Here is a 13,094-nt window from a genome sequence, read left to right as displayed (position 1 = left end):
GGGCACGGAACCGCCGGATGACCATAGCAGCGTTGCAGATGCCGCAACGCAGCATCCGGTCATGGCAGCGGCATCTCGTCAAAGCTGGCGGCAAGTTCTGCCAGCAGGTTGCGCGCCGCGCTGCCCATGATCCGCGTCCGGCGCCGGCACAGGCACATCCGCGTGTCGGTGCGTTCGGCGCCCTCCAGCGGCACGACCACCAGGTCGGCATGGGCCGGATCGTCCCAGACCGTCAGTTCCGGCACCACCGCGACGCCCAGCCCCGACTGGGCATAGGCCTTGAGCGCGGCAACCGAATTGGCCGTCATCTGCGGCTGAACGGATTTCATGGCGTCGGGCAGCAGCGAGTTGAAGGCCTGGCGGCTGGAATAGGTGCCGGGCAGGGCGGCGAAGGCCGTGGCCACCACCTCGGCCGGATCCACGCTGGTCCGACCGGCGAAGGGATGGTCACGCCGCACCACCGCCACGACGTGATTGCGCCGCTCTGCCACGATGTCGATGTCGGGATGTGTGGGCACCGTGATGATCAGCGCGAAGTCCGCGACATCCTCGACCAGCGCGCGCTCGGCCTGCCGCCCGGCGGCGACATTCAGCTCGATCTTCACATTGGGATACTTGGCACCCAGTTGCAGCACCCGTGGCATCAGGATGTGTTCCACCAGCGCCTGCGACGCAAAGACCCGCACGAACCCCCGGTTCATCGCATCGCCGTCGTCGATCTCGCTGGCCAGCCGTTCCATCCTGGCGATGACATGGCGTGCCGCCTCGATCACCAGTTGCCCCGCATCGGTCGGCCGCATCCCGCGCGAGTGCCGTTCGAACAGCGCAAGGCCCAACTCGTGCTCAAGCTGCGCGATCTTGCGGCTGAGCGACGAGGAGGTGAGGTTGACCATCTGCGCGGCGGCGAAGGTCGAGCCCTGCTCGCCGATCAGCACCACATAGCGCAGCACCTCCAGCGGCATGCGGGGCAGGGCGCCCACGATCTTTGACCGTCCCATGCGTCGCCCCCCCGGTGCCGGACCCTGAACCAGGCATAGTACAGCTTTGCAGGATGCGCAAAGCAGTTGGCAACATTCACTGATTGTCAAACGCGCCGCAGGCTGCATCTTTCGGCTGCGGAAAAGAGGGCCGCAAGGGTCCCGGACAGACGACGGTCCGGTCAGCCGGGCATATGGCCCGCCCCGGAAGGTCGGGGCGTCCTGACTGCGGCCGGTACCCAGTCGTAACTGTGCCATTCCTGCGAAATCCATGGGAGGATCACGATGACCACACTGTCCAGCATCTCGATACCGCGTCTGGCGCGCGCGCTCGGCGCGGCCGCCATCCTGGCCCTCGGCACGGCCACCGGGGCGATGGCCCAGGGCAAGCAGCCCTCGGGCCCGATCGACATCTCGGTCGGCGCCAGCCCCGGCGGGTCGCCCGACGTGATCATGCGCTTCGTCGCCAAGATCATGGTCGAGGAAGGCATCACCGACGTGCCGCTGGTGGTGCAGAACCGCCCCGGCGGTTCGGGTTCGGTCAGCTACAACTACGTCATCGGCCGCCCGGGCGACGAGAACCTGCTGCTGACGCTGAACCAGTCGAGCTTCACCACGCCGATGATGCAGGGGACCGAGCCGATCATCGACAAGGTCGTGCCGGTCGCCAACTTCATCCAGTCGGACCTGGTGTTCATGGTGCAGCCCGGGGCGCCCTACAGCACGCTGACCGAGTTCATGGAGGCGGCAAAGGCCGCGCCCGCGCAGATCCGCATCGCGGGCGCGCTGGCCGGTGGCACCGACCACCTCGCCACCGCGCTCCTGATGCTGAAGGGCGGGGTCGATCTGACCTATGTGCCTTTCGACGGCGGGTCGGTCGCGATCTCGACCTTCCTCGGCGGCAATGTCGAGGGCGTGTTCGCGACCCTGGAAGAGGGCGTGCCGCTGATCACCGAGGGACGCGCCAAGCCGATTGCGGTGCTGGCCGGGCAACGGATGAATGTCGAACCCTACACCAATGTGCCCACGGCGGTCGAACAGGGCTTCGACATCGTGTTCGGCCAGTCCTGGGGAGTTGCCCTGCCGCCGGGCACCGATCCCGAGGTTGCGGTCTGGTGGGACGACAAACTGCGCAAGGTCGTGGCCAGCCAGACCTGGCAGGACTCGATCAAGGCCAAGATGCAGCAGAGCGAATACTACGGCGTTGACCGCATCGCCCAGCGGCACGAGGAACTCAACACGCTCTACGGCGACCTGATGCGCGCCGTGGGCCTGGCCAAGTGATGCCGGCGGGGCAGGGGGCGCGCGCGATGCGGTTGACCGAAGCTCTCCCTGCCCTTGTCATGCTGGGGCTTTCGGCGGTCATGGTTCTGGGCACCTGGTCGCTGGGCGTCTGGGAACGGTTCACCCCCGGCCCGGCCTTCTTTCCGCTGCTGATCGCAATCTTCGCCACATCCTGCGCCGTGCCGCTGCTGATCCGGGCGCTGCGGGGCAAGGGTGGCGAGGGCGTGGAATGGCCCGCGCCGGCGGTGTTGCGCACGGTCGGTGCGGCCTACCTGTCGCTGCTGATGTTCCTGGTGCTGACGCCCCATCTGGGCATGATCCCGTCCATCGTGCTGTTCCTTCTGGCGGTGATGATCGGCGTGCTGCGCCAGCCCGTCACCGGCAGCCTGATCGCCGTGACGATCACCACGGGCTTCATCTACGTCATCTTCGTCCTCTGGCTGGCGCTGCCGCTGCCGCGCGGCCCCCTCGGTCTCTGACCCGCAATTCCGGACATCACGATGGAAAGTCTCGACCTTCTCTGGCAGGGCTTCGCGGTCGCCACGACGCCCGCCAACCTTGCCTTCCTCGTGCTCGGGGTGGTGCTGGGCCAGATCATCGGGGCGCTGCCGGGGATCGGACCGGCGGCGGGCATGGCGCTGCTGCTGCCCTTCACCTATTCGATGGAACCCGTGTCGGGCGTCATCATGCTGGCGGGCATCATGTACGGCGGCATGTATGGCGGCACGCTGACCTCGGTGCTGGTGAACGTGCCGGGCGAATCCTCCAGCCTGATGACGGCGGTCGACGGCTACCAGATGGCGCGCAAGGGCCGCGCCGGCGCGGCGCTGGCCATCGCGGCCATCGGGTCCTTTGCCGCGGGCATCGTGTCGGTCGCCCTGCTGGTCTTCATCGCCCCGCCGCTCAGCGAATTCGCGCTGCGTTTCTCGGCGCCGGAATATTTCCTGCTGGCCGCGCTCGGCATCACCGCCACCGCCAGCCTTGGCGGTTCGTCGGCGCTCAAGGCGCTGCTGGCGGCGTCGCTGGGCCTGATGATCTCGCAGATCGGGGTTGACCCGATCCTGGGCATGCCGCGCCTGACCTTCGGGGATGCACGGCTGCTGGAAGGGATCGACTTCCTGCCCGTTGCCATCGGCGTCTTCGGCATCGCGGAGGTGCTGGCCTCGATCGAGCGGATGGGCGACATGCAGCCGATCCGCACGCGGCTGCGCGACATGTGGATCACCTCGGCCGAATGGGCGCAAAGCCGCTATGCCATCGTGCGCGGCGGCGCCATCGGTTTCCTCGTGGGGGTGATGCCGGGGGCGGGGCCGACCATTGCCTCGATGATGGCCTATGTGGCCGAACGCAAGATCAGCCGCACGCCCGACGAATTCGGGCGCGGCGCCATCGCGGGCATTGCGGCGGCCGAATCCGCCAACAACTCGGCGTCGCACAGCGCGCTGGCGCCGATGCTGGCGCTCGGGATCCCCGGGTCGGCAAGCACGGCGGTGCTGCTTGCGGCGCTGATCCTGCTGGGCATCCGGCCCGGGCCCGGGCTGATGAACGAACAGCCCGATCTGGTCTGGGGCCTGATGGCCAGCATGTTCATCGGCAATGTCGTGCTGCTGATCATCAACCTGCCACTGGCGCCGGTCTTCGCCTCGCTCCTGCGCATTCCCTATGGCTATCTGGCCCCGGGCATCCTGGCGGTGTCGCTGTTCGGCGCCTATTCCAGCACGCTCAGCCTCTACCCCGTGGGCATCGCGCTGCTGTTCGGGCTGGTCGGCTGGCTGATGATGAAGCTCGACTTTCCCCGCGCGCCGCTGGTTCTGGCGCTGGTCCTGGCCCCGCTGCTGGAATCGTCGCTGCGCCAGTCGCTGCTGCTGTCGCTCGGCAGCCCGCTGATCTTTGTCGAACGGCCGATCTCTGCCCTGCTTTCCGTCGCGCTTCTTGCCTCGCTGGTCTGGCCCTTCTGGGTCGCCCTGCGCCGCCGCCGTTCCCGTTGATCCCGTTCCCACCCCGCGCCCCGAGGACCCCATGACCCAGGACATCGTTCTTCTGAGCGGCGGCGCGGCACACGGCCTCGTCGCGGCGCTGGAACCGGCCTTTCGCGCCGACACCGGCGCAGGCATATCCGGCACCTTCGGCGCGGTGGGCGCGATGCGCGATCTGCTGCGGTCGGGCACGGCGGCGGACCTGCTGATCCTGACCGGGCCGATCATCGCCGATCTGGTGCGCGAGGGCCGCGCCCTGGCCGACAGCGTGACCGACATCGGCCTTGTCCGCACCGCCGTCGCCGTACGGGCGGGCGATGCCGCGCCGGACGTGTCGGGGGCCGATGCCCTGCGCGCGGCGCTGCTGGCGGCCGACGAGATCTATTTCCCCGATCCGGCGCTGGCCACTGCGGGCATCCATTTCGCGGGTGTGCTCGACCGTCTCGGGATCGCGGGTCAGATGGCCGACCGCCTGCGCATCCATCCCAACGGTGCGCGGGCGATGGCCGCGCTTGCGGCATCGGGCGCCGCGCGCCCCATCGGCTGCACCCAGATCACCGAGATCCTGATCACCCCAGGGGTCCGCGCCGTGGGCTCGCTGCCCGATCCGTTCGGACTGGCCACGACCTATGTCGCGGCGGTTTGCGCAGGATCGCCGCGCGCGGCCCTGGCGCGCGGCTTCATCGCCGCGATGGTGGCCGACACGGCAGCCGGCCAGCGCCGCCGGTCCGGCTTCGAATAGGTCTCAGCGCCTGTCGGCAAGCCGCAGCATCAGCGGCAGGATGGCGATCACCAGCACGATCCGGAAGATGTGGTGCGTCGCGACGAAGGCCGGGTCATAGCCCAGCGCCAGGCCGATCGCCGCCATCCCCTCGACGCCCCCCGGCGCGAACGCCACCCAGACCGCCGGGAACGACAGACCGGTCAGCAGCGACACCGCCGCCGCCCCCGCCGCCGAGATCGCCACCGAAACCACCGTGGCCGCCGCCCCGGCGATGGCCAGCCGCAGCAGGTCGGCCCGCGCGATGCGGGTGAACCGGCTGCCGATCACGGCCCCGGTCGCGGCAAAGCCGAAGAACACCACGGCTGCGGGCAACCGCCCCTCGACCCAGCCCATCGCATGCGCCAGCCCGCTGGCGCCCAGCCCGGCGAGCAGGTAGGCGGCCGGCGTGCCCAGCCGTTCCAGCCCCGCCCCCCCGGCCATCGCCACGAGGATCAGCACGCCCGTCACCCAGGGCACCAGAACGGCGGCCCCGGACCCGCCCGGGGGCGGCAGCCCGACCCCGGCGATCGCCGCGATCGTCGGCGGCAGGCACAGTGTCACCAGCAGCAGCCGCAGGCTTTGCAGCACCACGACATCGCGCACCTCGCCCCGCCCCTCGGTCGCCAGCGCCACCGCATAGGACAGCGCGCCGGGCGAGGTCGACAGCACCGCGGTCGCGGGTGTCAGGCCGAAGCCGCGCGTCAGGATCGACCCCGTGACCAGCATGATCACCAGGATCGTCACGGTCAGCCCGGCCAGGCTGACCGGCCAGCGCGCGATGTCCGACAGGATGTCGTGGCTGATGCCCGCCCCCAGCGACAGGCCGATCGACACGAAGGCCAGATTGCGCAGGGGATCGGGCACGATCGGCCCGATCCCCATGAGGGCGGCGGCGGCCACCGCCGCCGTCGCCCCCAGAAGCGCCCCTGCCGGAACCCCTGCCCAGGCCAGCAAGGCGGCGGCGGGCAGGGCAAGGCCGAAGGCGATGGCGGTTCCGCGAAGTCTCAATCCCGCCTCTTACTCGTCGTCCTTCACCGCGCGGCGACGGCGCGACAGCCAGATCGGCACGACCACGATGGTGATCGCGAGTGCATAGAGCACGACCGAATTGACCGATTGCACGAGGATTCCCCAGTCGCCGCCCGAAATCGACAGTGCCCGGCGCAGGTTGTCCTCGAACAGCCGCCCCAGCACGAAGCCGAGGATGATCGGCGCAAGCGAGAAATCCATCTTGCGCAGGAACCAGCCGAACACGCCCAGTGCCGTGATCATGTACAGGTCGTGCGGGTTGGACACCACCGAATACACCCCGACGAAGGCCAGGACGGCGATCATCGGCGTCAGGTACTGCTGCGGGATGGTCAGCATCCGCGCAAAGAACCCGACCAGCGGCAGATTGATCACCAGCAGCGCGACGTTCCCGATGTACATGCTCGCGATCAGGCCCCAGGCGATCTCGGGCCGGGTCTGGAACATCATCGGCCCCGGCGTGACCGAGAACAGCAAGAGCGCGCCCAGCAGGATCGCCGTGGTGCCCGAACCGGGAATGCCCAGCGTCAGCATCGGCACCATGGCACCCCCGGCGCTGGCATTGTTCGCGGCCTCCGGCGCGGCAAGGCCACGGATGTCGCCGTTGCCGAAGGTCCCCTTGCCGCCGTTGATGCGCTTTTCCGTCCCGTAGGCCACGGCCGAGGCGACCGAGGCGCCGGTGCCGGGCAGCACGCCCACGACAAAGCCGATGATCGAGGACCGCACGACGGTCCATTTCACCGCCGCCATGTCCTTCAGGGTGACAAAGCTCTTGTCGATCTTCAGCGCCTTGAGCTGCCCCGTCACCTGCTGCTCGACCAGGCTGATAAGCTCGGCCATCCCGAAGAAGCCGATGACGATCACCAGAAAGTCGATGCCCGCCAGAAGGTCCGGCACCCCGAAGGTATAGCGGATCACCCCGGTGTTGGCGTCGATCCCGATCGAGGCCAGCATCAGCCCGATCACTGCACCCAGCAGCGTCTTGATCGGGTTGGCACCGACCAGCGAGGCTAGGCAGGCAAAGGCGAACACCATCAGCGCCACATAGTCCGAGGGCGAGAAGGTGACGGCGTAGGACGCCATCAGCGGCCCGAACAGCGTCATCATCACCACCGAGAAGGTGCCGCCGATGAACGATGCCACCGCCGACAGCGACAGCGCCTTGCCCGCCTCGCCGCGTCGGGCCATCGGGTTGCCGTCCAGCGTGGTCATCACTGCGCTGGCATCCCCGGGCACGTTCAGCAGGATCGAACTGATCCGTCCGCCGAACTCGGCACCATAGTAGACGCCCGCCAGCAGGATCAGCGCGCTTTCGGGGGGGAAGTTCAGGCTGTAGGCGATGGGCAGCAGGATCGCCACGCCGTTGATCGGCCCGATGCCTGGCAGGGCGCCGATCAGCGTTCCGGCAAAGCAGCCGATCAGAACAAGGAACAGGTTGAACGGGTCCAGCGCGACGGCAAAGCCCTGCGCGAGGCCGGAAAAGATGGCGTCCATGTCAGGGTCTCACAGAAGGGGTTGCAGGATGCCCGCAGGCAGGTTCAGGTCCAGCAGCACGGTGCAGACGAAATAGCCGACGATCCCCGCCGCCGCGCCGAAGCCCAGCGCCCGCACCGGGGTGGCCCCCAGGATCGCGCCCAGCACGGTGCAGAATGCCCAGGTCGACAGGATGAAGCCAAGCGGCTGGAACGCCGCCGCATAGGCCATCAGCAGGCCCACCAGGATGACGATGCGCATCGCCGTCGTCCGGTTCACGCCCATCGATTCGATGTCGGGCCGCGCGACGATGGCGGCGGTGCACAGGATCGCCACGATACCCAGAAGGCGCGGCCAGCTTTCCGGACCCAGCGGGTCATACTGGAACGGTGCGCGGATCGCGGTAAAGGCGATCCAGGTGTAGATCAGGGACACCAGCAACAGCACCCCGGCAAAAATACGGTCGGCCATGACGCCCTCCCTGCGCGCGGACCAAGGGGAAGGGGCCGGGCGCGAACGCCCGGCCCCGCTGCGTGATCGCCGTTACTGGATCAGGCCGGCTTCGCGGGCGATGGCGCGCATCGATTCGACCGCCGCCTTCATCTCGGCCTCGAACTCTGCCCCCGCCTTGTTGTAGGGCAGCAGGCCCTTTTCGGCCTGGTTCTTGGTGAAGGCCTCGGTCGCATAGGCCGCGTTGAACGCGTCGACCCAGGCCTGATAGTCGGCATCGGCCACGTTCTTGCCCATGTAGTAGCCGCGAACGATGCCCCAGACCGCGTCATAGCCCTGTTCGCGGGCGGTCGGGAACTGGTCGTAGGGGGGGCCCAGCCGCTCGGGCGACATCACCGCCAGCACGCGCATGGTGCCCGCGCCGATATGCGCCGCCTGCTCGGCCACGTCGCCGGTATAGACGTCGATCGACCCGCCCAGCAGCGCCGCGATCGATTCCCCGCCGCCGTCAAACGCCACGTAGCGCATGGTGCGCGGGTCCAGCCCTTCCGATTTCAGCAGGATCGCCGCCTTCATCCAGTCCTGCGAACCGACCGAACCGCCCGCCCCGAACACCACCTTCGTCAGGTCGGCCTTGGCGGCGGCCATCACATCGGCCAGCGACTGGTAGGGGCTGTCCTGCCGAACCACGACCGCGCCATAGTCGGTGCCCGCCGAGGCCAGCCAGCGCACGTCGTTCTCCGTCCACTGGCCATACTTGCCGGTGGCGATGTTCAGCAGCGAGCCGGACGAGAAGGCCACGATGGCATTCGCGTCGTCGGTGCGCGTGGTGTTGAACAGGTTGATCGCCACGGCGCCGATGCCGCCGGGCATGAACGACACCTGGATCGGGGTCGACATCTGGTCCGCAAGACCCGCCTGCGCCACGCGGCAGGTCAGGTCGAAACCGCCGCCCGGGTTGGCGGGGGCGATGCATTCGGGCCGGTTGATCTCGGCCGTGGCGGCAAGGCTCGTGGCGCCATAGATGGCGATCGCGGCTGCAATTCGGGTGATCTTCATGCCTTCCTCCCGTTGGCATTGTCATGGCGGGAGTCTGCACCGGCCCCGCGCCGCCGTCAGGCGCCGTGCCGGTCTGTCCTCCCCCGGGTCCGCGATAGCGGCCTGCGCTGACCGCTGCATGACCCGAAACTGACGCGACGCTGACACGGGGGAACCGGGACGACATTTCTGATGGAATCCCGCCGCCGCCGCGGCATGATCGCATCATGCGCATGCTGCTGGTCGAGGACAACGACGAACTGGCCGAGATGGTCATGGACCGGTTTCTGGCCGAGGGCCACGCCATCGACCGCGAAAAGGACGGCGCGCAGGCCGATGCGCTGCTGGTCCACAGCCGTTTCGACCTGCTGATCCTCGACATCAACCTGCCCGGCCTGTCGGGAACCGAGCTTCTGCGGCGGCTGCGCGCGCGGGGCGACCGGACGCCGGTGCTGATCCTGACCGCCCGGTCCGAAATCGACGACCGCATTGCCGGGCTCGATTCCGGCGCCGACGACTATGTGGTCAAGCCCGTTGACTACCGCGAGCTTGCGGCCCGCGCCCGCGCCCTGATCCGGCGCCGGTCGGGGCAGGCGGCCAACCAGTTCGTCGCCGGCGGCCTGATCTATGACCGCGCGGCCAAGCGCGCCACGCTGAACGGCGTCGATCTGGAACTGCGCTCGCGCGACGTGCAACTGCTCGAGGCATTTCTCGGAAGCCTCGGCCGCGTGCTGTCCAAGGAAGAGGTGGCTGATCGTCTCTATACCTTCGAGGAGACACCCACCCTGAACGCGGTGGAACAGGCGGTCGTCCGCCTGCGCCGCAAGCTCGAGGGTTCGCCCCTGCACCTGCGCACGATCCGGGGCCTTGGATATATCGCCGATGTCCGCGACTGACGCGCTGGGCCCGCCCTATTCGCTGCGCCGCCGCCTCATGGTGGCGATGCTCGCCGGCTTTGCGGTGATCATGACGGTGCTGTCCCTCGGCCTGTGGACCTATGCCCGCAACGCCGCCGACACCACCTTCGACCTGCTTCTGGACGGTGCCGCCATCGCCATCCTCGACAGCGTGACGGTGACACCCGCCGGGCTGACGGTGGACCTGCCGAACTCGGCACTTGAAATCCTGGGCCTGGCCGAGCGCGAACGGGTCTTCTACCGCATCGCCACGCGCGAGGGCGAGGTTCTGACCGGTGATGCCGCGCTGCCCTTGCCGCCGGGCAGCGTTCCGCGTGGCGCTCCCCGCGCCGGGCGCACCCTGTTCGACGCGCCCTTCGGCGGCGAAACCGTCCGCTTCGTCCAGCGCGTGCAGGAGGTGCCGGGCGCCTCGGGGCCGGTCTGGGTGGCGGTGCAGGTGGGCCAGACGCGCGGCGCGCGCGATGCCGTCCAGCGCGACCTGTTCGTGAAGGGCCTGGTCGGCCTCTCGGTGCTGGCGCTGATCGGCCTGTTCTTCGTGCGCGCCGCCATCCATCTGGCGATGCGCCCCCTTGCCGGGATCGAGGCCGACATCCAGGGCCGCGACCCCGCGAACCTCGCCCCGCTCAAGGCGCTCCCCCCGCGCGAGATCGCCGGTCTGATCGCCGCGATCAACGGCTTCATGCGCCGCCTCGGGTCCAGCAAGGACAATGCCGAGGCCTTCATCGCCGATGTGGCGCATCAGATCCGGACCTCGCTGTCGGCCCTGCGCGGGCAGCTTGAACTGGCCTCGGAAACCGCCGAGCCCGTGCTGCAGCGTGCCCGCGTCGCCAAGGCCGCCGATCAGGCCGCGCGCACCATCCGCCTGACCAACCAGCTGCTCGCCCATGCCATGGTGATGCACCGTGCCGACACCGCCCCGCGCGAGGCGGTCGACATGGTCGCCATCGCGCGGGGCCTGATCGAGGAAACCATCCGCGCACCCGGCGACGCGGGCGAGCCGGATTTCGAGGTGATGGTGGAACCGGGCGCCGAGGCACTGCGCGTGCCCGGCGATGCGGTCAGCCTGCGCGAGGCGATGCGCAACCTGATCGACAACGCGCTGCGCCACGCGGGCCCGGCGCCGCTGGTGCGCATCGCGCTGGCCGAGGACGTGCTGGGCCGCAGCCCCGCGCTCGAACTGCGGGTCGAGGACAACGGGCCGGGCATCGCCGCCGCCGACCGCGCCCGCGCGCTGGAACGGTTTGCAAGCCTTGGCGCAAGCGGCGGGTCGGGCCTGGGCCTGGCCATCGTGGTGGCGGCGGTGGCGGCCCATGGCGGCCGTTTCGAGCTTGACACCTCGCCCGAGGGCGGCCTGTCCGCCCGCATCACCCTGCCCGCCGAAGTCGCGCAGGCCGCCGCCGCATGATCCGCCTGCTGGCCCTTCTGGCGGCGCTGGCCGCCCCCGCCGCGGCCCAGACCGACCGCCTGCTGGTCCACAGCGCCACCGACACCGCCTCGATCGTCTCGGTGATCGAGCGTTTCGAGGCGCTGAACCCCGGAACCGACATCGTCTATCGCGAATACAACACCAGCGAGCTTCACGCCGCCGTCCTGGTGGCCCCGCCGGGCGAGATGGATGTGGTCATCTCCTCGGCGATGGACCTGCAGGTCGATCTGGTGAACCGCGGCCTGGCCCTGCCGTTCCGCCCCCGCGATGCGGTCGACCTGCCCGACTGGGCGGTCTGGCGCGATGAACTCTACGGCTTCACCTTCGAACCCGTGGTCATGGCCTACAACCGCGCCGCCTTCCGGGGCCGCGACCTGCCGCGCACCCGGTCCGATCTCGCGGGGCAGATGCGCGACGATCCGGCCTTCTTCAACGACCGGGTCGGAACCTATGACATAGGGCTCTCCGGTGTCGGCTACCTGTTCGCGGCACAGGACGCGCGCCGGGGCTACCAGTTCTCGCGCCTCGTGGAATCGCTGGGCCGGGCGCGGGCAAAGACCCACTGCTGCACCTATCTGATCATGAACGGCGTGGCCGACGGATCGCTGGTCTTCGGCTACAACGTCATCGGCTCCTACGCGATCGACGCCGCCACCCGCGACCCCCGCATCGGGCTCTACATCCTCGACGACTACGCCCTGGTGATGAGCCGCACCGCCCTGATCCCCCGCACCGCGCCCAACCCCGCGCTGGCGCAGCGCTTCGTCTCGTTCCTCCTGTCGCGCGAGGGGCAGTCGCTGATCGGGCAGGACGGCGGGCTGATCCCGCTGACCGCGCGCGACGATGCGGTCGCCCCCGCGCGCGTCGCGGCGCTGACGCGGGGCAAGCCGCTGTTCCCGATCCGCCTCGGCCCCGGCCTGCTGACCTATCTCGACCGGGTCAAGCGCGCGCGCTTCCTTGATGACTGGGCTGCGTCATTCGCGGCACCCGCCGCCACCGAATGACCCCGCCGCCGCCTGCGGCCTTGTGCTGCGGGCCGTTATCGCCTTACCTTCCGGCACGTCGCCGCCCCGTGACCGAAGGGACCCCTTCCTGATGATCCGCCCGCGTCTTCTGCCCGCATTCGCCGCACTCCTGTCCATCGGGGCCGCCGCGCCGCTGTCGGGCCAGTCGGGCGCCGGGGCACCCCCCGCCGCGCCGCGCAACGGCGACACATTCGGCGCCTGGGTGCTGACCTGCGAGGCGGTGGGCGTCAACCAGACCACCTGCGCCCTGCGGCAGCGCGTGCTGCGCGCCTCCGACCGCGCCTTCGTCGCCGACATGCTGGCCTTCTCGAACCGCGACGGGTCGAAGCGGTTCCTGGCCGCGCGCGTGCCGCTGGGCGTGCATCTCGCCTCGGGCTTCGCGATCCGCCCCCGGGATGCCGAGACGGAAACCCCCTTCGTCTGGCAGATCTGCAACCGCGAGATCTGCGAGGCGCTGGCCGAGGTCACCGACGACCAGCTTGCCGAGTTCGACGATGCCGAATCGATGGTCGGCGGCTTCCGCCCCGGCATGACCGCCCAGCCCCTGGTGTTCGGCTTCTCGATGGCCGGCGTGGTCGACGGACTGATCGCCCTCGACGCCTCGCGCGCCACCGCTCCCTGACCGCCGCCCGAAACGGTGCAGGCCCTTGCGGGCGCGCGGATTCCTGCGCGCACGCTGGCTTTTGCGGCGGCCACGGGGGTCCGCGACCAGACAACTGCATTCATGAAACTGTTG

At 69.3% G+C, this 13,094-nt stretch carries 13 protein-coding genes; 8 read left to right on the top strand and 5 right to left on the bottom strand.

The features are described from left to right. Positions 1 to 59: 59 nt before the first annotated feature. Positions 60 to 998 carry a LysR family transcriptional regulator gene (locus KF887_15820; protein QYK40851.1) on the bottom strand — a complete coding sequence of 313 codons (939 nt, stop codon included), beginning with the start codon at positions 996 to 998 and terminating at the stop codon, positions 60 to 62. A 264-nt stretch (positions 999 to 1,262) separates the two neighbouring features. Here KF887_15820 and KF887_15815 point away from each other — a divergent pair, with 264 nt between their 5' ends. From KF887_15815 to KF887_15800, 4 genes are read left to right on the top strand one after another with little or no spacing between them, the layout of a single operon-like run. Then, a complete protein-coding gene (locus KF887_15815; GenBank protein QYK40850.1) occupies positions 1,263 to 2,261 on the top strand; it encodes a tripartite tricarboxylate transporter substrate binding protein in 999 nt (332 codons plus the stop codon). Between the two features lie 26 nt (positions 2,262 to 2,287). Continuing rightward, entirely contained in the window at positions 2,288 to 2,740 is a 453-nt protein-coding gene (locus KF887_15810; GenBank protein ID QYK40849.1) for a tripartite tricarboxylate transporter TctB family protein, read from the top strand. A gap of 21 nt (positions 2,741 to 2,761) precedes the next feature. After that, complete coding sequence (locus KF887_15805; GenBank protein ID QYK40848.1) at positions 2,762 to 4,249, top strand: tripartite tricarboxylate transporter permease; 1,488 nt, start codon at positions 2,762 to 2,764, stop codon at positions 4,247 to 4,249. Positions 4,250 to 4,280: 31 nt separating this feature from the next. Next, on the top strand, positions 4,281 to 4,979 hold the full coding sequence (locus tag KF887_15800) for a substrate-binding domain-containing protein (protein QYK40847.1): 699 nt from the start codon (positions 4,281 to 4,283) through the stop codon (positions 4,977 to 4,979). A 3-nt stretch (positions 4,980 to 4,982) separates the two neighbouring features. Here KF887_15800 and KF887_15795 read toward each other — a convergent pair whose 3' ends face one another. The 4 genes from KF887_15795 to KF887_15780 form a co-directional block, all read right to left on the bottom strand. Next, on the bottom strand, positions 4,983 to 6,008 hold the full coding sequence (locus KF887_15795) for an AbrB family transcriptional regulator (GenBank protein ID QYK40846.1): 1,026 nt from the start codon (positions 6,006 to 6,008) through the stop codon (positions 4,983 to 4,985). A 9-nt stretch (positions 6,009 to 6,017) separates the two neighbouring features. Next, positions 6,018 to 7,523 (bottom strand): tripartite tricarboxylate transporter permease, encoded by a 1,506-nt coding sequence (locus KF887_15790; protein QYK40845.1) that lies wholly within the window; start codon positions 7,521 to 7,523, stop codon positions 6,018 to 6,020. Between the two features lie 9 nt (positions 7,524 to 7,532). Continuing rightward, positions 7,533 to 7,973, bottom strand: a complete 441-nt coding sequence (locus KF887_15785; GenBank protein QYK40844.1) for a tripartite tricarboxylate transporter TctB family protein — start codon at positions 7,971 to 7,973, stop codon at positions 7,533 to 7,535. A gap of 72 nt (positions 7,974 to 8,045) precedes the next feature. Continuing rightward, entirely contained in the window at positions 8,046 to 9,011 is a 966-nt protein-coding gene (locus KF887_15780; GenBank protein QYK40843.1) for a tripartite tricarboxylate transporter substrate binding protein, read from the bottom strand. 212 nt (positions 9,012 to 9,223) lie between these two features. On the opposite strand from KF887_15780, the gene KF887_15775 reads away from it, so the two are divergent. The 4 genes from KF887_15775 to KF887_15760 all read left to right on the top strand — a co-directional run bounded on the left by KF887_15775 (position 9,224) and on the right by KF887_15760 (position 12,980). Continuing rightward, on the top strand, positions 9,224 to 9,886 hold the full coding sequence (locus tag KF887_15775) for a response regulator transcription factor (GenBank protein QYK43611.1): 663 nt from the start codon (positions 9,224 to 9,226) through the stop codon (positions 9,884 to 9,886). Further along, on the top strand, positions 9,873 to 11,312 hold the full coding sequence (locus KF887_15770) for a sensor histidine kinase (protein QYK40842.1): 1,440 nt from the start codon (positions 9,873 to 9,875) through the stop codon (positions 11,310 to 11,312). The genes KF887_15775 and KF887_15770 overlap by 14 nt, the downstream gene beginning before the upstream one ends. Beyond that, the gene (locus KF887_15765) at positions 11,309 to 12,337 is read left to right on the top strand and encodes an ABC transporter substrate-binding protein (GenBank protein QYK40841.1); all 1,029 of its coding nucleotides are present in this window, start codon (positions 11,309 to 11,311) and stop codon (positions 12,335 to 12,337) included. The genes KF887_15770 and KF887_15765 overlap by 4 nt, the downstream gene beginning before the upstream one ends. A 91-nt stretch (positions 12,338 to 12,428) precedes the next feature. After that, a complete protein-coding gene (locus tag KF887_15760) occupies positions 12,429 to 12,980 on the top strand; it encodes an invasion associated locus B family protein (GenBank protein ID QYK40840.1) in 552 nt (183 codons plus the stop codon). The last annotated feature ends 114 nt before the right edge of the window (positions 12,981 to 13,094 follow it).

Source organism: Paracoccaceae bacterium (genome assembly GCA_019454225.1).
In the GTDB taxonomy this organism is placed as follows: Bacteria; Pseudomonadota; Alphaproteobacteria; order Rhodobacterales; family Rhodobacteraceae.
This window is presented reverse-complemented; position numbering and strand designations above follow the sequence as displayed.